The sequence below is a fragment of the Alkalibacillus aidingensis genome (assembly GCF_014595945.1).
Taxonomy (GTDB): Bacteria; Bacillota; Bacilli; order Bacillales; family Alkalibacillaceae; genus Alkalibacillus; species Alkalibacillus aidingensis.
The window spans coordinates 91,348-109,037 of record NZ_JABXWU010000005.1 but is presented as its reverse complement, the minus strand read 5'-3'; the positions used below and the strand labels follow the sequence as shown (position 1 = coordinate 109,037).

Here is a 17,690-nt window from a genome sequence, read left to right as displayed (position 1 = left end):
CTATCCATCCTCCTGTATAGTCAAGCGATCCTCAAAATAGCTTAGTGGGCGCCATGTCCCTGCATACTTGACGTACCAGGTTGGTTCTAAGAATACGACGTTAGATACATCATTACCAGTTCTAACTTCATAACCTATTTTAACATCCTCAACTAGTGAGAGTGAAAGCTCTTGTTGACTATTTTGGAAATAATGATAGATAGACAAACCTGATGATAATCGTTTTGTCTCTCCCTCACTTTGAAAGGGTGTACTCACTTTAAATAAAGGTCGACTAAAGGCTTGTAAATCATTTTCATACCATGTTTGCTCCATCACCCAATGACCATTTGCATCAAAAATAGGTAACCCTTCATAATGCATTCGGTAGCTTAAGGTATTTGTTTCTTGTTCAATGTGATCTAATTGAAAATCATCTGTCCATCCACTGTGATCATTAGTAAATTCAACACTTCTTCTAATTAAATCTTCAATTTCCATTTCGGTTGAGTCCACAGACAATGGATTAACAAACATTAAATAATGATTATCATGAAAGATGTCTAATGTTCTTAAAGCACGTGTTCCATCGGTATAGTATCGATCCCTGTTTAGTCCACTAGAAGCATTTTGTTGTCTCACCAGTGAAGGATTACTAAACAAAACGTTAATAAGGGGTTGTTGATCAATATGATCAGTCAAAATCGTATGCTCCGGCACCTCAATCTCCTCAGCTGGGAGATAGATATAATCCTCTTCATCTAGCTCTAATCGCTCGGCAGAAATGGTTTCTGGACTATAAATATAATCGTGAATAGCCGAGTAGGCCTCACTTGAAATCAATTCACCATGTAACACTTGATCACTATTTTTTGATGCAAAAGTTGCTCTCACGTGTTCCTCTGACCCTTGAGCTAGTTGGAAATATACCCGATCAAACGTATGGTTCCAGCTATAATCAAATTCATCAACATTAAAAATTCGGTCAATCATCTTCATAGGTATTTCAACAGGGAAGATAACTTCCATATTACGAGACCAAATACTTGTTAGATCACTAGTAGGATACGGTTCAATATGTGAAAAGCTCCACTCTGTTAACTCTTCATAGAAATCCATTTCTAATTGCTTATCAGGTAACATGGAGTAGGTTCTAAAATTATTAAATATAATTTGCTTTGGCCTTAAAATGGAGTGAATCTCATGCTTTTCACCTTCTAACTCATTTTCTTCTAAATAAGTCGGTGGATCTAATTCTTCATATTCCGGTTGATATGTCCAAATAGCAAGTGTTAATAACAGGCTTGTACTGACCAATATAAATAATAATATTGACTTAAGTTTCTCTAACTTCATGATTGATGCCCCCGTTTCTTTCGCATCAATGGCAAGCTAAAGGAAATAGTCGTCCCTTTACCTTCACGACTTTCTGCCCAAATTTTCCCATCGTGAGCTTCAATCAATTCTTTAGCAATGGCCAACCCAAGACCTGTTCCACCTAACTGACGAGTTCTTGCCTTATCTACACGGTAAAACCGTTCAAAAATCTTCTCCAAGTTTTCTTCAGGTATACCTACACCCTCATCCGAAACTTTGGTTAATATTTGGTGGCGATTCTTTACGACCGTGACATTAATCTCGCCGCCTTCAGGTGAATACTTAATCGCATTAGATATAATATTGTCTAAAACTTGAGTTAATTTATCTTGGTCCATCCAAACGTAACAAACATCTTGGGGGAGACTACGGGTTAGCATAAGTTCATCTTTAAGGTTCAATGAGAAACGATCGATAACCTGGTCAATATAATCGATATACTCAACCCGACTTTTTTCCAAACGATAATCTTTGTTATCCATCTTAGATAGTTGCAACAAATCATTAACTAATCGAATCATTCGTTCGGATTCATTTTGTACAACATTTAAAAACTTGGGAGCAATCGTTTCGTCCTGCCACGTATTCCCATCGGTTAAAGCTTCTAAATAACTACGCATAGTAGTTAATGGCGTTCTTAATTCATGGGAAACGTTAGCAACAAACTCACGACGTTCTCGCTCAATCTTTTCTTCCTCAGTCACATCACTAAGTACCGTCAAGAAGCCATTCATTTCATCATTATCATCTTGGATAACTGAAAAATTAGCTTTTAATAGTAATTGCTCATCTCCCTCGGAAAAATCAATAATTATTCTGTCAATCTCGTTAATTTCCTCTAAACTATTCACGTGTGAATGCAAACCTAACACGTCTAATAATGGTTGTCCTTGAACTTCAATATAATGTTTTCCGATTAATTTGGACGCTGGCTCATTCATAAGAATGATGTCACCATATTCATCAGTCGCAATTACACCATCATTCATATTAGATAAAACAGAGCTTAATTTACGCCGTTCACCTTCTGTTGTGGCCTGGGCTAACTGTAATTGATCATTTAACTCATTAAAGCTAACAGCGAGCTGTCCAATCTCATCTTCTCCATATATATTAACCTTCTTAGAAAAATCGCCAGTAGCCATATACTTCGCTTGCTTGCGCATTTCCGTAATAGGTTTAGTTATGGTTCTAGCTACTAATATGCCTAGCAATGCCGACACTGTAATGGCTAAAGCTGTTCCATTTGCGAAAATACGGTTAATGTCTTGAAGTTGACTGTATACTCCTTCCATAGAAGCTTCTAAATACAAAGCCCCCATAATATCGTCTGTTTCAATATGATATACGGGGGTAGAGATCACTAAGGTTCGATGCCCATTTTGAGGATTATAAACCACATTTTCCTCTCGATTACCAGCAGATAAAGCCCGTTGAATCCTTAATTCTGTTGTTCGATTACCGATATTATCTTGATCAAACTGACTCGTCGTTCCAAGTACACGACTGTTACTATCAATCACTTGAATCTCTGTAATATCATCTGAATCAAAATCATAAATAATCGAACGGACGTCTTGTTCTAGATCTGGATCGTCCTCATCTCTTTCTGCTGACAAAGATTGCTCTAAGTTATAGTTTAGTAACTGAACACGGTCATTAATCGATTCAGTGAAATTTTCAAGTAATTGCGTTTCTAATTGGCGTGCAAAATATGCCCCAATGACTTGAATGGCAATTAATAATAGTAAAATATAAATAATGATGAACTTAAGCTGGATCGATTTAAAGAATCCTAACAATTTATTCATTCAATCTACTCCTGCTCAGGGTTTCTGAGGTAATAACCGACCCCTCTCCTTGTGACTATCCAGGCTGGGTTACTCGGATTTTCTTCGATTTTCTCACGTAATCTTCTTACCGTAACATCTACCGTACGCACATCTCCGTAATAATCATAGCCCCACACAGTTTCTAATAAATGCTCACGTGTCATTACTTGTCCAATATGTCTCGCTAAGTATAATAAAAGTTCAAACTCACGGTGAGTTAAATCGATTGGTTCACCATCACGAGTAACCGAGTAATTTTCGCGATTAATTTCTAACGCTCCAACCCGAATATTTGGAATGGTACTTGCTTTAGCATTTAACTCCTCCGCTTCTGTGCGCCTTAAATTAGCCTTTACACGTGCTACCAATTCCCTGTTACTAAATGGTTTTGTCACATAGTCATCTGCCCCAAGTTCAAGCCCTAATACTTTATCAATTTCTGAGTCTTTTGCGGTTAGCATAATTATTGGCATTTGAAAATCTTTTCGAATCTCCCGGCATACTTCCATGCCGTCTTTTTCTGGTAACATAATATCTAGCAAAATCAAGTCAGGCTCATGTTGTTTGGTCAACTTAATCGCTTCTTCTCCGTCATAAGCACAAACAACATGGTAACCCTCTTTCTCCAAGTTAAACTGTAGAATATCTGCAATTGGTTTTTCATCATCGACAACTAGAACGGTATGTCTCATCTAGGGACACCTTCCTTCATTTGATGGTCTATGAACTCATTTTATCGTAACTTTCGTAAAAAGTCTTATTATAAGACATAGCATAAATTGTATTGTTTTGACGATTCGCTAAAGTCAATAGATCAAATTAATATAAGAAAACCTCTAGCTACTTGGCTAGAGGTTTTAACTTTTATCTTAAATAATCAACTGGATTAACTAGCGATCCATTTTTGGTTATTTCAAAATGTAAGTGTGTGCCTGTAGAGTTACCGGTGGATCCCATAACCCCTATCTTTTGTCCTTTTCGAACGGTTTGACCAACACTTACATCAATAGAGGATAAATGAGCATAGAGAGTTTCGTAGCCGTTGTTGTGATCAATAACGACTCTATTACCGTAGCTATTATTTCCCCAACCAGCTGACACGACAACACCATTATCGGCAGCTAAGATGGAACGGTCGCTTACACCTGCAATATCAATTCCTCTATGGTAGGAACCCCATCTTGGTCCCATATGACTTGAGATGCGACCACCAACTGCTGGCCAAGCGAAGTCACCTGTTCCACGGGAAGAAATAACTTTTGTACCTTCCTCTATAATGTGGTCTTTTGGTTCTTCAAGTACTTCTTCCTCTATAACCTTCTCTTCTACTACTTCATCATTCTTAGTAGTTACTTCGTAAGTGACCCGTTTTTTACCGTCAGATCCTTGTTGCTTAACTCTAGATTCACCTTTGTATAAATCATCAGTTTGTTCTGTTACAGTATCATAACTAATGGATTCTTCTTCAGTAATTTCTTCTGTATAGGTTACATCTACATAAGATGTAAGAGCTGTTACATTTACCTCTTGACCAACTTGAATAACGCTATCCTCTTCTAACTCAGGATTTAAGTCAAGCAGTTCATCCATACTTAAATCATACTGAGAAGCGACTTGGCCTAAGACCTCGTTTTCACCTATTGTATGCATTCGATCTGTTAAGGTCCCTCGTTCAAATAATTTGACAAGTTGGTCAACATCTAAAAGTTGTGATGGATCAACAGATGTTTTTTCAACTGTAACGTTTTCAGTGAACCCAACGTCTAATACTAATGAACCGTCATTTAACTCGATGGTTTGTTGTTGTATTTCATTTTGGTCACTTTTTTCTGATTGGAACATTTCACGATCATAAATACTCATCGGTAATAGTCCGATTTCTTGAGTAGAACCATCTTCTAAAATCGGTTCTTCTGATAACAAGTTCATCTCCTGATCAACACTATCTGGTAAGTATTTTTGAACAACCTGATTGACTGCTTGATTCGCTACATCAAGATCATTAACATAACCAATTAATTCATCATTCACCTTAATCTCAACAGCTGATGCTTCGTAAGTTAATGTATTCTCTAAAGTATCTTTTACTTTTTCGGTGTCATAATCAGGTGAAAAAACAAATTCTTCAACAAAATCAATTTCTTCTGACGGGACTAAATCAACATCTTGATAGTTACTCTGAGCATCGTTGGCTTTTTGATCAATGAAGTTCTCAACTTCCTCTTGATCCTTTACCGTTCCAACATGTTTACCATCAACGTATACGTGGTAAACATTCGATAAGTTTTCATCCATTGTATCAGCATAAACTGTGCCTATAACCAAGCCAGTACCTATAATGGTTGGTATCAAGACTTTCTTACTAATTGTTAATCTATCTCTAATATTTTCAAATAACTTAGACAAGTTAACCAAGGTTTCCTCCCCCAATTTGCCTTTGTTTCTACACATTTTCTCTTTTAAATAAATGAGTAATCTATATTATTATATGAATCTGCTTTTTTTGCGCTTGTACGTTATTAATCTACCATAACTTTAGTCACAAAATAAACCTAGTTTTCAATATTGTAATCTATTTGTATAATAATTAGTAATTTATTGTAATTGTCCTAAGTAAAAAGATACAAAAAGTGTATTTTTTCACTCTTTGTATCTCTTTATTTCAGAATTTTCAAAACTATGTAATAAAATTGTTATATTAGACATACGACATTTTTCTCATAAAAAATACACAGCTTTATTTAACTGTGTGATTAATAATGGTGGCTCGGGACGGAATCGAACCGCCGACACACGGATTTTCAGTCCGTTGCTCTACCGACTGAGCTACCGAGCCATATGTCTTATTGAATTATTGTTAAGTCGCACGCTTATTTTATGTCTGTGATTTGTGCTCACAGATTTGGGTTATTCGCTGATGATTGCTTGCTCGCAAAGCTACTTTGATGTTTATTCTCCGATGTTTACGCTTAGCTACCGAGCCATATGTCTTATTGAATTATTGTTAAGTCGCACGCTTATTTTATGTTGTGATTTGTGCTCACAGATTTGGGTCATTCTCATAATTAGTTTATTCAATTTAGGCTATCTTATGAATAATGGCGGTCCGGACGGGACTCGAACCCGCGACCTCCTGCGTGACAGGCAGGCATTCTAACCAACTGAACTACCGGACCACTATTTTGTCGACAGCGTTAATATTACCACATGATGAAAAGCTTTGACAAGTTATTTTTAAATTTTTTCTTATAAAATATTTCCTTAGGTCGTATAACCAACAAAATATAGTATTAAAAAATCTACCCAGTCTGGCAAAAAGCCATGACTGGGCTTCATGATTAGTATATCTCTTTTCGAACAATCGTTTGCTCTCGATCGGGTCCTACGGAGAATATCGCAACATCTACTCCAGTTAAGGACTCTATTCGTTGAATATAATGTTGAGCTTCCTTAGGTAGGTCATCAAAAGCCTTAACCTCTGTTAAATCCTCACTCCAGCCTGGCATTTCTTCATAAACAGGTTCACACTTTTCCAACTTCTTTAGATTAGCCGGATAACCTTTTATGACTTCATCACTCAAACGGTAACCTACACAAATCTTAACGGTATCAAGTCCCGTTAGTACATCAAGTGAGTTAAGAGATAGATCAGTAATGCCACTAGTTCGTCTTGCATGGTTGACAACTACGGCATCAAACCAACCAACTCGTCTCGGTCTTCCTGTAGTCGTTCCATACTCCTTACCTATATCACGGATTCTTTTGCCCACTTCGTTAGAAAGCTCAGTAGGAAATGGACCATCTCCCACTCGTGTCGTATATGCCTTTGAAACACCAATAATACGATTAATTTTATTTGGACCTATACCACTTCCGGTTGCCACACCTGCAGCTGAAGTACTTGATGAAGTGACATATGGGTATGTGCCATGGTCAACATCTAACATCACGCCTTGTGCTCCTTCAAAAAGGACGTGTTGGCCTTCAGAAGTGGATTCATCTAACACAAGTGATGTATCGGTAACAAATGGAGCTATTTTCTCGCCATAACTCTTATATTCTTCATAGATCTTCTCAGCATCAAGCTTGTCTGCACCATATATCTTCTCTAATATAATATTTTTTTCATGTACTTGTTCAATTACTTTTTCATATAGACGTTCAGGGTCAATTAAATCTGCCATTCTAATCCCAGTCCGGTTCACTTTATCGCTATATGCAGGGCCAATCCCTTTTTTAGTGGTGCCAATTTGTTTGTCCTTACCCTTATTCTGCTCTTGTAGTTCATCAAGTTTTAGGTGATAAGGCATAATTACATGTGCACGATCACTTACTTTCAAATGATCTAACGAAACACCGAATTGACTGACATAATCCATTTCTTTTAATAGTGATTCTGGATTAATCACCATTCCATTTCCTAAAACACATAGCTTATTTGGATAGAACACACCTGATGGAATTAAATGCAAATGATATGTATCACCATTGAATTTTATGGTGTGTCCCGCGTTATCACCACCTTGATAACGAGCAACGATATCTGCTTGTTGCGCTAAGAAGTCGGTAATCTTACCTTTTCCTTCGTCTCCCCATTGTGTACCCACGACGATTGCTGTTGTCATTTAAGAGGTCCTCCTAAACATTCATAATTAACTTAACCAAAAACAATAATATCAATAATACTCAAATAGTTCAATCCAAAACACGAATTTATATAGAGGATAAAGGGTTTAATGTACGTGTTTAGTCCAAGAAATTATAATACTAGAAACAGAGCTTCATTATTTTCTTAGTCTTAGCTTTTAATTTCTATTAATACATGAAAAAGCTGTCCTAATAGTCAGTGCAACTAACTATTAGGACAGCTTAAATTTTCAGATCGGTTAAAGTTAAGTGTTGGTGACGGACGTTAACCGAGCGTAATTTTTTAGGCAGGTGGAATATCGGCGTCATCATAGCGCCTGTCTAAGTCTACAAATTTATTATACTCTTTTACAAATGCTAGCTCGACTGTTCCAACTGGACCGTTACGCTGCTTAGCAATAATAATTTCGATAATATTTTCTTTTTCACTATCTTCTTCATAATAGTCATCACGGTATAAGAAGCCGACAATATCAGCGTCCTGCTCAATACTTCCTGATTCACGTAAGTCAGACATCATCGGACGTTTATCTTGTCGTTGCTCAACTCCACGTGATAGCTGTGATAGGGCAATTACAGGGACCTCTAGTTCACGAGCTAAGGCTTTTAAGGAACGAGAAATTTCTGATACCTCTTGTTGTCTATTCTCCTTGCTGCTTCCTGAACCTTGAATTAGCTGTAAATAGTCAATCATGATCATGCCTAAACCTTGTTCTTGTTTGAGTCGACGACATTTAGAGCGAATTTCATTAACTTTTACACCTGGCGTATCATCTATAAAAATACCTGCATTAGATAAGCTTCCCATGGCCATGGTTAACTTACCCCAGTCTTCTTCTTCTAAATTACCTGTACGTAATCTCTGTGCATCAATGTTACCTTCTGCACAAAGCATACGGCTAACTAGCTGTTCGGCTCCCATCTCTAAACTAAATAAAGCGACATTTTCTGTTGAATTAATAGCAACATTTTGTGCGATATTTAAGGCAAAAGCTGTCTTACCAACAGATGGACGTGCAGCTATTATAATCAAATCATTTTTTTGAAAGCCTGAAGTAATATGATCTAAATCTTTAAATCCTGTTGGAACTCCCGTAACCTCTTCATCGTGGTGATGGAGTTGTTCGATATTATCATAGACATTAATCAAGACATCTCTAATATTACGAAACTTTCCAGATGACTTATCTTGAGAAATATCTAGAATCGACCTTTCAGCATGGTCTAATAAATCAGTTACTTCATCGCCTTCTTCATAAGTCTTTGTGACAATACTAGTTGCAGCTGAGATCACTTGTCTTAAAGTTGATTTCTCCTCTACAATTCTAGCGTAGTACTCTATATTAGCGGCCGTAGGAACTGAGTTTGCGATATCGGTTAAATAAGAGACACCACCAATATCGTTTAACATTTCTTGATCGGTTAAAGCTGTAGTCACCGTTACAAGATCAATAGGTTCCCCTTTATCATTTAAACGCATCATCACTTCAAAGATTCGTTTATGACTAACACGATAAAAATCCTCTGGGACTAATATTTCCGAAGCCGTTACAATTGCGTCCGGTTCTAAAAAGACAGCACCCAATACAGCTTGCTCTGCCTCAATATTATGAGGGGGTGTACGGTCTTGTGTTAATTGTTCTGACACATCGGTTCCTCCTTCAAATTCGGAACGATCAAATCATTATTGTTCTTTTACATGGACTCTTAGGGTTGCTGTTACATCAGGGTGTAATTTCACTGGTACATTTGTGTAGCCTAAATTGCGAATTGGATCGTCGAGCTCTATTTTACGCTTATCTACTTTTATGTTGTGAGTCTTCTTCAGTTCTTCACCGATTTGTTTACTAGTTACAGAACCAAATAATCGACCCGATTCACCTGATTTTGCAGTTAATTCAACAGTCAGGTTCTCGATTGTTTCTTTTAATTTCTTTGCCTCATCTAATTCTTGTTGTTCTTGTTCTTCTTGCTTTTTCTTTTGACCTTCTAGCTGTTTTAGGTTTCCTTTTGATGCTTCGACGGCTAAGTTATGCTTAAACAAATAGTTTCTTGCATAACCTTCCGATACATTTTTAACTTCTCCCTTTTTACCTTTACCTTTAACATCCTTTGTAAAAATTACTTTCATGAAGAATCTCCCCCTTGCAAATATTCATCTATAATTTCGCGTAATTGTTCTTCAACTTGATCAATTGTTGTATCTTCTAATTGTGTAGCAGCATTAGTTAAATGGCCTCCACCATTCATTTTCTCCATGATCACTTGAACATTTACCTCACCTAATGATCTAGCACTGATTCCAATTCTTCCATCAGTACGTTCAGAAATCACGAAGGATGCCTTTACACCGTCCATCGTCAGCAATGTGTCTGCAGCTTGCGCAAGGACAATAGCTCCATAGGTATCGCCTTCTTTACCTTTTGCTATCGCGACACCCTCTTCGTAAAGTGTTGCACTTTTAATTAGTTCACTTCTTTTTACATAAAGGTCCAAATCCTCTTTCAGCATTTTCTGGACAAAGACTGTATCTGCTCCCTTTGAACGTAGGTAGGAAGCTGCATCAAAAGTTCTTGATCCTGTTCGTAAGGTAAAGGACTTGGTATCCACAATGATCCCTGCTAATAATGCTGACGACTCTAACGTACTTAGTTTCACACGCCCGTCTTGGTACTGGAGAAGCTCAGTAACTAACTCAGCTGTAGAAGATGCATATGGCTCCATATAGACAAGTGTTGGATCCTCAACGAACTCCTCAGCACGTCTGTGATGATCGATCACGACGACATGCTCTGTTTTTGTTAGTAACCTTTCTTCCATAACCATGGATGGTTTGTGGGTATCCACGACAACGACTAACGTATTCTTCGTCACAATATCCATGGCTTGATCTGGTGTAATGAACCAGTTTGATAATGATTCATCATCCTCAATCTCATCCATTAACTTCTGCACCCCAGTATTAACTCCATCCGGGTCAAACACAACAAAACCATCCTTCTCATTTTGTTGGGCCATTTTTAATACACCTACAGATGCACCAATAGAATCCATATCTGGAGATTGATGTCCCATAATAATCACTTTTTCACTCGCATTGACTAGCTCTCTTAAAGCGTGTGAGATCACGCGCGCACGGACACGAGTTCGCTTCTCCATCGGATTGGTTTTACCACCATAGAATTTGACCTTCCCGTGTTCATTTTTAATTGCAACTTGGTCACCACCCCGGCCTAAAGCTAAGTCCAGGCTTGATTGGGCCAATTCACCTAATTCAGGTAAATCTGATGCTCCCTTTCCAATACCAATACTTAACGTAAGTGGGACATTCTGATCTGAAATTAATTCTCTAACCTCATCTAGGATTTCAAATTTAGTACTTTCTAACTGATCTAATATTTCCTTATTCATAACAGCTAGAAATCTTTCTTGGGACGTACGTTTAAGGTAAAACCCATAATCATTAGACCATTCATTTAATAACGAGGTTACTTTTGAATTCATCTGACTTTTCAGTGTGTCATCCATTGCCTGAGTTAATTCTTCGTAGTTATCAAGAAATATAACAGCTAGAACCGTCTCCTCATTTTGATAACGGTTTTCTAGCTCCATTTGCTCTGTTCGGTCAAATAAATAAATTAAACGTTCTTCTCTTTTAATAATAGATTGATACTGCCGTCCATCAATTTGGAACCAAAACTCCTCGGAGTCATCCTTAACAGCAGAAATTAAATCCTCTGAAAGTACGGTTAACGTCTCGCCAATAAGCGTCTCATCACTGCCGACAAAATCATTCATATAAGGATTAGCCCATTCTATTTGGTACTCATCATTAAAAAGAATAATTCCAAACGGCATTTCTAACAGAGCTTCTTCTCCTACTTTTTTAACGCGATAAGATAACGTGGAGATATATTGCTCTGTCTTCTTTTTTAACCGCTCTTCCGTTCTAAAAGAAAGAAAGATAATTAATGCTAACACTATCGTTAATATAATCCCGATTATCCACTGATAATAGATTACAATTCCCGTTAAAATGCCCGCTAATCCGTATAATAACCAAACATTTTTATTTACGATCAGGTTCTTCACATCGTTCATTTCAACGTCATCTCCCAACAGGTAGACAAATTTAAACCGACCATTAACCCTTATCAGTTAATCGATCCCGTAACTGAAACCCTAAGTCAATTATACCTAAAATTCTAAGTGGATAAAGAAGTAAGAACGGGAACAATATGAAAAAGATGACAGTTATGATTGGTATTGCCTTTGACCAATTTTTATAGTACGTAAAGAAAAATATAAATGACAGTCCTTGTAAAACGATTAATAATCCTGGTAGTGTATATAAATTTACAGCAGCTAAATACATCGTATCAGCTGGGTCGGTATAGATCCAAGTCAATATAATACCTAATAAGAAAATCCAAATCACTGATGATGGCAATCTGAATTGACGAAAAGCTGGGAATGAATAGTTTGTGCCCTCTAAGCGATTAATTACTTGATAACTAATCCACTGAGAAAGGAAAGCTAGGATTATTCCAATTAAAACAATTCCCGTTGGTATTAAATAAATTAATTCGCGCATCATCGCCTCTATAGCTTCAACTTCTTCCTGGCTAATTCCAGCTCCAAATTGATCAAACATTGAGACCGTTGTCTGTAATGAGTCTTCCATAAGTAAGACGAATTCATCAACCCAGTTTAACTCAAAAATAAATTGAGTAACTACATAGATGATGGCTAAACTTAGTGAAAATCCTACGGTACCTTGTGCCCAAGTTTCGTATGGTTCTTTTTTGGCATCAATAGCCATTCCAATCGCCATACCTCCTAATCCAACCAATAATACAATCGGTAGAGAGAAGATCGTCATTAACATCATACTAAGCAAAATAGCAACTGCAAACATAACTAATGCTGGTTTGATTCCATATTTTGCTGTATAGATGACAAACGGCACCGGTAATACAAACACGGAAATAATACTTAAAAAGGGTATATAGAAAGTGGCAATTAATAAGACAATGAATATAGCACTTAATATGGCACCTTCCGTAAGCTTCTTTGATTCATTCATCGTTTCCTGTGCACCTCTTAAAATTGAATTCCAACCATAATAACATTTTATCAATACTAGATCATTTGTGTAAAAACAAACCCTATTATATAGTTGCATTTATCATACATCATATATAAGTAATTGAACAGGTATTGATTCAAACTTATAACTGATAGTTCTTTTAAAAATGATTGCTTTTGGATGGGTAATGTTCAATTACTCAGCTTTATGATCAGGCTCAAGGACATTATGAGCAATTAGGTGGCGTAAAATGTCCGAGAGACGTGCTCTCAATGACGTTTTGAACCCATATGAAGCGCAAAATGTCCGAGAGGCGTGCTTTCAATGACGTTTTGAACCCATATGAAGCGCAAAATGTCCGAGAGGCGTGCTCTCAATGACGTTTTGAACCCATATGAAGCGCAAAATGTCCGAGAGGCGTGCTCTCAATGACGTTTTACCATCAGGTGAAGATATTACTGTCAATTAGAAGCAGTCTATTTAACGTTCCATCACTTCACGAAGCCTTTTCCGTCAATTAGAAACGATCTAATTAACGCTCCACCACCTCACGAAGCTTTTTCCGTCAATTAGAAACGATCTAATTAACACTTCGCCACCTCACGAAGCCTTTTCCGTCAATTAGAAGCAGTCTATTTAACGCTCCACCACCTCACGAAACTTTTTCCGTCAATTAGAAGCAGTCTATTTAACGCTCCACCACCTCACGAAACTTTTTCCGTCAATTAGAAGCAGTCTATTTAACGCTCCACCACTTCACGAAGCCTTTTCCGTCAATTAAAAACTACTGACCATACATAAATTAATGAACACCATATCCTATTCTTTTTGTGTAATGAATAGCATTAGTTTAAAACCAAAATATTGTAATTCATATCCAATCAATCATCAGAGTAACTCGGACTATTTCCATTAAAAAAGACATCCACAATAAATGGATGTCTTTTTTAGTATACTTACTCAGAGACATACGGCAATAATGCCATTTGTCTTGCGCGTTTAATAGCTCTTGTTAATTTACGTTGATATTTTGCAGAAGTTCCAGTTACACGACGAGGTAAAATTTTACCACGCTCAGAAATGAAACGCTTTAAAAGATCAACATCTTTATAGTCGATGTGTGTAATGTTATTCGTTTTGAAATAACAAACCTTACGACGCTTGCGTCCACGACGTGCCATTAGAAACCCTCCTTTTAAACTTTTTTAAAATGGTAAATCGTCATCCGATAAGTCGACTGGTTCACCATTATCTTCGAATGGATTCTCACTTTCTTTTGCGTTCTGTTGTTGGAATCCACTTGGATTTGATGGTTGTGCTTGGTTTTGGTTTGGGTTTGATGTGTGTCCAGCTTGAGAACCTTGTCCACCCTGACTTGAACCTTTTGATTCAAGGAATTGCACGCTATCTGCTACAACTTCTGTCATAAAAACTCGTTTGCCATCTTGGCCTTCAAAACTGCGTGTTTGAATCCGACCATCAACGCCTACCATACTACCCTTTCTCATATAATTAGCTAGGTTTTCTGCTGGGCGTCTCCAGATCACACAATTAATGAAATCTGCTTCTCGATTTCCTTGTTGATTTGAGAATGGTCTATTTACAGCTACAGTAAAGTTTGCAACAGCCACTCCGTTTGGCGTATAACGCAATTCAGGGTCTTTGGTTAATCTTCCAACTAATACAACACGATTCAACACATCAAACACTCCTTATTGATCGTCTTCGCGAATAGCCATGTGACGAATAATATCGTCAGTGAACTTCGCTTGACGATTAAATTCTTCAACTGCGTTAGCATCGCCTGAGAAATTAACAACTACGTAATAACCATCACGGTAATCATTGATTTCATAAGCTAAACGACGCGAACCCATTTCGTCTACGTTTTCAACTTCCGCACCATTGTCAGTTAAGACTTTGTTGAAGCGCTCAACTACATCTTTACGAGCTTCCTCCTCAACATCTGGGCGGATGATGTACATGATTTCGTATTTATTCATCCGTCTTCACCTCCTCTTGGACTTAGCGGCTCCACCTATTAATGGAGCAAGGAGTAATTTCTTTTCATTACTCACAACATAAGATTATATCAAACCGTAGCTAAACTTACAACAAAAAATAGATCCATTTTAAATTATTATCAATTCTTTTAGTTTAAAAATCTAAAAGAACTACACGTTAAATCTAAAATGAATGACATCTCCGTCTTGGACAAGATACTCCTTACCTTCTAGTCGCACTTTCCCCTGATCCCTTGCCGTAGCCATAGATCCAGCATTCACCAGATCGTCATAAGAAACTGTCTCAGCACGGATGAAACCACGTTCAAAGTCTGTATGAATAATTCCAGCTGCTTGTGGAGCAGTCATACCTTTTTTGAATGTCCAAGCACGTACTTCTTTTTCACCTGCAGTAAAATAAGTGGCTAAACCTAACATATCATATGACGCCCTAATCAATTGATCTAATCCAGATTCCTCAATGCCCAATTCTTCTAGGAACTCTTCTTTTTCTTCTCCCTCTAATTCAGCAATTTCAGATTCTACCTTAGCGCAGACGACAATCACACCAGCGTCTTCATTTGCGGCATATTCCTTAACCTTTTGTACGTTTTCATTACCTTCAATATCTAAAAGCTCATCTTCACCAACATTGGCTACATATAATATTGGTTTAATCGTTAATAAGTGTAATTGCTTAACATACTTCATCTGTTCCTTTGTAAAGTCAATAGCTCTTGCAGGCTGTTCGTTTTCAAATGCATTTTTTAATTTCTCTAATACTTCGAACTCGTAACTCGCTTCTTTATCTTTCTGTTTTGCTAATTTCTCTACTTTAGGGTAACGCTTCATGATGGTCTCTAGGTCTGCAAGAATTAATTCAAGATTAATTGTTTCTATATCACTAATTGGATCCACTGTCCCTGATACATGTGTAATATTTTCATCTGAGAAACAACGCACAACATGACAAATAGCATCAACTTGTCTAATATGTGATAAAAATTGATTTCCCAGACCTTCTCCCTTACTTGCACCCTCTACAATACCAGCGATATCAGTAAATTCAAATGATGTTGGTATAGTTTTTTGTGGTTTCACTAATTCCGTCAGTTTATGCAAGCGTTGATCCGGTACCTCTACAATACCTACGTTAGGGTCAATCGTCGCAAATGGGTAATTTGCTGATAATGCCCCCGCTTGAGTAATCGCATTAAATAAGGTTGATTTCCCTACGTTCGGCAAACCAACGATCCCTGCTGTTAATGACATGTAACACTCCACTCCTTCAATTCCGTTCCCAATCATCTAAATCAAGATTAGTCATACCAATTATAGTGATTCATAAGCAAAAAAACAAGCTGTAGCAAAAACAAAAAAACAAAGGCATTTTCACCTTTGTTATTCAAAATTATATAATTAATTACATTAAACCTTTTTTTAATAAAAAATGTTTCACGTGAAACATCATTTTTTCTTAAATTAAAGTATATTTTTTAGACCCTTTTCAAATTTCTTCCTTGGTAACAACACACTATGTTGACATCCTTGACATTTAATACGAATATCCATACCTAACCTAATTATTTTCCACTGGTTAGAGCCACAAGGGTGTGGTTTTTTCATCTCAACAAGATCGTTTAGTTCATAATCTCTCTTACTCATCCAGCTCAACCCCTTTTTGTAATGTAACTAATAATTATAGTTTAGGATTCTTTTCTACTATTATTTTATCAAATTTTAAACTGTTCTGCTCGTTTAACTATTGGATACAATAATATGGTAGCTAATACATATAAGTTAATGACTCCATATAAAGGGTAAAGGAAACTAACCAGTGTACTAAAGCCAACAAACGCAAACGGCAATGCCACTCCGATAATCACGACACCTAGTTTACCTTTACTTAATGGAATAACCGCTTCTAACCTCGAAATTAATCCAAATAAACTGGTTAATGCCGTCGTATAAATAGCAAAAATTAATAAGCCAGCCATCATAAGAAATATTTGCACAGGATAATCGTAAAGGATCGCAAATAGTGGTATTTCATAAAAATAGAGCTGATCGGCCACATGAGTTAAGCTCACGTTATATAAATATGAAACAACCCCCAATACGACACCACTTCCTATACTAGCAACATAAACTTCTTTTTTACTTTTAATCTCTTTCCCTATTGCTCCTAATACTGCAATTAAAGGCAAAACATTCAATGATGTAAAAGGAATTGAGGATGCCCAATTTGACTGTTCTGTTAAATGATAAACAACAGGCACATGTTCTTTTATAATGAACAAAATTAATGTTGTTAGTAAGGTAACAATCATCATCGGTAATAAAAATCTATTAATGGATAAAACTCCATCCATTCCTCGAGGTATAATAATTAACAAACCAAAGATCATCAGTATAACCCCGGAGATAAAAGGAAGTTCAAACATAGATACGGCTGCTCCACTTCCGGAGATCATCACAAAAATAGTTGTAAACAAATACAACAAAATACATCCATCATATAATCTAGTTACTTTTTCCCCTAATAAAACTTTTAACACTGGAATATAATGTTTAGATTTTAATTCATAACTCAATGTCAATGTAACATGACAGCTAACTATAAATAATATTGCAAACAAAACAATTGCTAGTCCACTTTCATGTCCAAAGAACTCCCATATTTCCCGACCTGATGCATAACCTGCCCCAACCATCGTTGCAATAATTAATCCAACCCATCGAAATCCTCGTATCATAGATTTC

At 36.9% G+C, this 17,690-nt stretch carries 15 protein-coding genes and 2 tRNA genes; all 17 read right to left on the bottom strand.

Annotated elements, in window-relative coordinates; translation table 11 throughout:
• Positions 1-1,335, bottom strand: coding sequence for a YycH family regulatory protein (locus tag HWQ49_RS09820; protein ID WP_188207439.1), 1,335 nt, complete (start codon positions 1,333-1,335; stop codon positions 1-3).
• Positions 1,332-3,167 (bottom strand): cell wall metabolism sensor histidine kinase WalK, encoded by a 1,836-nt coding sequence (walK, locus tag HWQ49_RS09815; RefSeq protein ID WP_188207438.1) that lies wholly within the window; start codon positions 3,165-3,167, stop codon positions 1,332-1,334. The genes HWQ49_RS09820 and walK overlap by 4 nt, the downstream gene beginning before the upstream one ends.
• Positions 3,168-3,172: 5 nt before the next feature.
• Positions 3,173-3,880, bottom strand: a complete 708-nt coding sequence (yycF, locus tag HWQ49_RS09810) for a response regulator YycF (protein WP_188207437.1) — start codon at positions 3,878-3,880, stop codon at positions 3,173-3,175.
• A gap of 172 nt (positions 3,881-4,052) precedes the next feature.
• Positions 4,053-5,594 carry a peptidoglycan DD-metalloendopeptidase family protein gene (locus tag HWQ49_RS09805; protein WP_188207436.1) on the bottom strand — a complete coding sequence of 514 codons (1,542 nt, stop codon included), beginning with the start codon at positions 5,592-5,594 and terminating at the stop codon, positions 4,053-4,055.
• A gap of 354 nt (positions 5,595-5,948) precedes the next feature.
• Positions 5,949-6,024, bottom strand: a tRNA-Phe gene (locus HWQ49_RS09800).
• Positions 6,025-6,287: 263 nt separating this feature from the next.
• A tRNA-Asp gene (locus HWQ49_RS09795) sits at positions 6,288-6,364 on the bottom strand.
• Between the two features lie 162 nt (positions 6,365-6,526).
• Positions 6,527-7,813, bottom strand: a complete 1,287-nt coding sequence (locus HWQ49_RS09790; RefSeq protein ID WP_188207435.1) for an adenylosuccinate synthase — start codon at positions 7,811-7,813, stop codon at positions 6,527-6,529.
• Positions 7,814-8,118: 305 nt separating this feature from the next.
• The gene (gene dnaB, locus HWQ49_RS09785; protein ID WP_188207434.1) at positions 8,119-9,483 is read right to left on the bottom strand and encodes a replicative DNA helicase; all 1,365 of its coding nucleotides are present in this window, start codon (positions 9,481-9,483) and stop codon (positions 8,119-8,121) included.
• Between the two features lie 36 nt (positions 9,484-9,519).
• Complete coding sequence (gene rplI, locus HWQ49_RS09780) at positions 9,520-9,966, bottom strand: 50S ribosomal protein L9 (protein ID WP_188207433.1); 447 nt, start codon at positions 9,964-9,966, stop codon at positions 9,520-9,522.
• Positions 9,963-11,936 (bottom strand): DHH family phosphoesterase, encoded by a 1,974-nt coding sequence (locus HWQ49_RS09775; protein WP_188207432.1) that lies wholly within the window; start codon positions 11,934-11,936, stop codon positions 9,963-9,965. Before HWQ49_RS09775 ends, rplI begins: the two co-directional genes overlap by 4 nt.
• Positions 11,937-11,979: 43 nt before the next feature.
• Positions 11,980-12,921 carry a YybS family protein gene (locus HWQ49_RS09770; protein WP_188207431.1) on the bottom strand — a complete coding sequence of 314 codons (942 nt, stop codon included), beginning with the start codon at positions 12,919-12,921 and terminating at the stop codon, positions 11,980-11,982.
• Positions 12,922-13,880: 959 nt separating this feature from the next.
• Positions 13,881-14,105: a 30S ribosomal protein S18 gene (gene rpsR, locus HWQ49_RS09765; protein WP_188207430.1), complete on the bottom strand. Its 225-nt coding sequence runs from the start codon at positions 14,103-14,105 to the stop codon at positions 13,881-13,883.
• A 24-nt stretch (positions 14,106-14,129) separates the two neighbouring features.
• Entirely contained in the window at positions 14,130-14,624 is a 495-nt protein-coding gene (gene ssb / locus HWQ49_RS09760) for a single-stranded DNA-binding protein (RefSeq protein WP_188207429.1), read from the bottom strand.
• A gap of 12 nt (positions 14,625-14,636) precedes the next feature.
• Positions 14,637-14,927, bottom strand: coding sequence for a 30S ribosomal protein S6 (gene rpsF, locus HWQ49_RS09755; RefSeq protein ID WP_188207428.1), 291 nt, complete (start codon positions 14,925-14,927; stop codon positions 14,637-14,639).
• A gap of 171 nt (positions 14,928-15,098) precedes the next feature.
• Entirely contained in the window at positions 15,099-16,199 is a 1,101-nt protein-coding gene (gene ychF, locus HWQ49_RS09750) for a redox-regulated ATPase YchF (RefSeq protein WP_188207427.1), read from the bottom strand.
• A gap of 210 nt (positions 16,200-16,409) precedes the next feature.
• Entirely contained in the window at positions 16,410-16,592 is a 183-nt protein-coding gene (locus HWQ49_RS09745) for a DUF951 domain-containing protein (RefSeq protein WP_188207426.1), read from the bottom strand.
• Between the two features lie 68 nt (positions 16,593-16,660).
• Positions 16,661-17,683 (bottom strand): YkvI family membrane protein, encoded by a 1,023-nt coding sequence (locus HWQ49_RS09740; RefSeq protein ID WP_188207425.1) that lies wholly within the window; start codon positions 17,681-17,683, stop codon positions 16,661-16,663.
• Positions 17,684-17,690 lie beyond the last annotated feature (7 nt).

Bases quoted from the DNA above. Each gene is read 5' to 3' on its own strand.
- HWQ49_RS09740 (WP_188207425.1), bottom strand. From the start codon at position 17,683: ATGATACGAGGATTTCGATGGGTTGGATTAATTATTGCAACGATGGTT.
- rplI (WP_188207433.1), bottom strand. From the start codon at position 9,966: ATGAAAGTAATTTTTACAAAGGATGTTAAAGGTAAAGGTAAAAAGGGA.
- ychF (WP_188207427.1), bottom strand. From the start codon at position 16,199: ATGTCATTAACAGCAGGGATCGTTGGTTTGCCGAACGTAGGGAAATCA.
- HWQ49_RS09790 (WP_188207435.1), bottom strand. From the start codon at position 7,813: ATGACAACAGCAATCGTCGTGGGTACACAATGGGGAGACGAAGGAAAA.
- HWQ49_RS09775 (WP_188207432.1), bottom strand. From the start codon at position 11,936: ATGAACGATGTGAAGAACCTGATCGTAAATAAAAATGTTTGGTTATTA.
- rpsR (WP_188207430.1), bottom strand. From the start codon at position 14,105: ATGGCACGTCGTGGACGCAAGCGTCGTAAGGTTTGTTATTTCAAAACG.
- rpsF (WP_188207428.1), bottom strand. From the start codon at position 14,927: ATGAATAAATACGAAATCATGTACATCATCCGCCCAGATGTTGAGGAG.
- HWQ49_RS09770 (WP_188207431.1), bottom strand. From the start codon at position 12,921: ATGAATGAATCAAAGAAGCTTACGGAAGGTGCCATATTAAGTGCTATA.
- walK (WP_188207438.1), bottom strand. From the start codon at position 3,167: ATGAATAAATTGTTAGGATTCTTTAAATCGATCCAGCTTAAGTTCATC.
- HWQ49_RS09745 (WP_188207426.1), bottom strand. From the start codon at position 16,592: ATGAGTAAGAGAGATTATGAACTAAACGATCTTGTTGAGATGAAAAAA.
- yycF (WP_188207437.1), bottom strand. From the start codon at position 3,880: ATGAGACATACCGTTCTAGTTGTCGATGATGAAAAACCAATTGCAGAT.
- HWQ49_RS09820 (WP_188207439.1), bottom strand. From the start codon at position 1,335: ATGAAGTTAGAGAAACTTAAGTCAATATTATTATTTATATTGGTCAGT.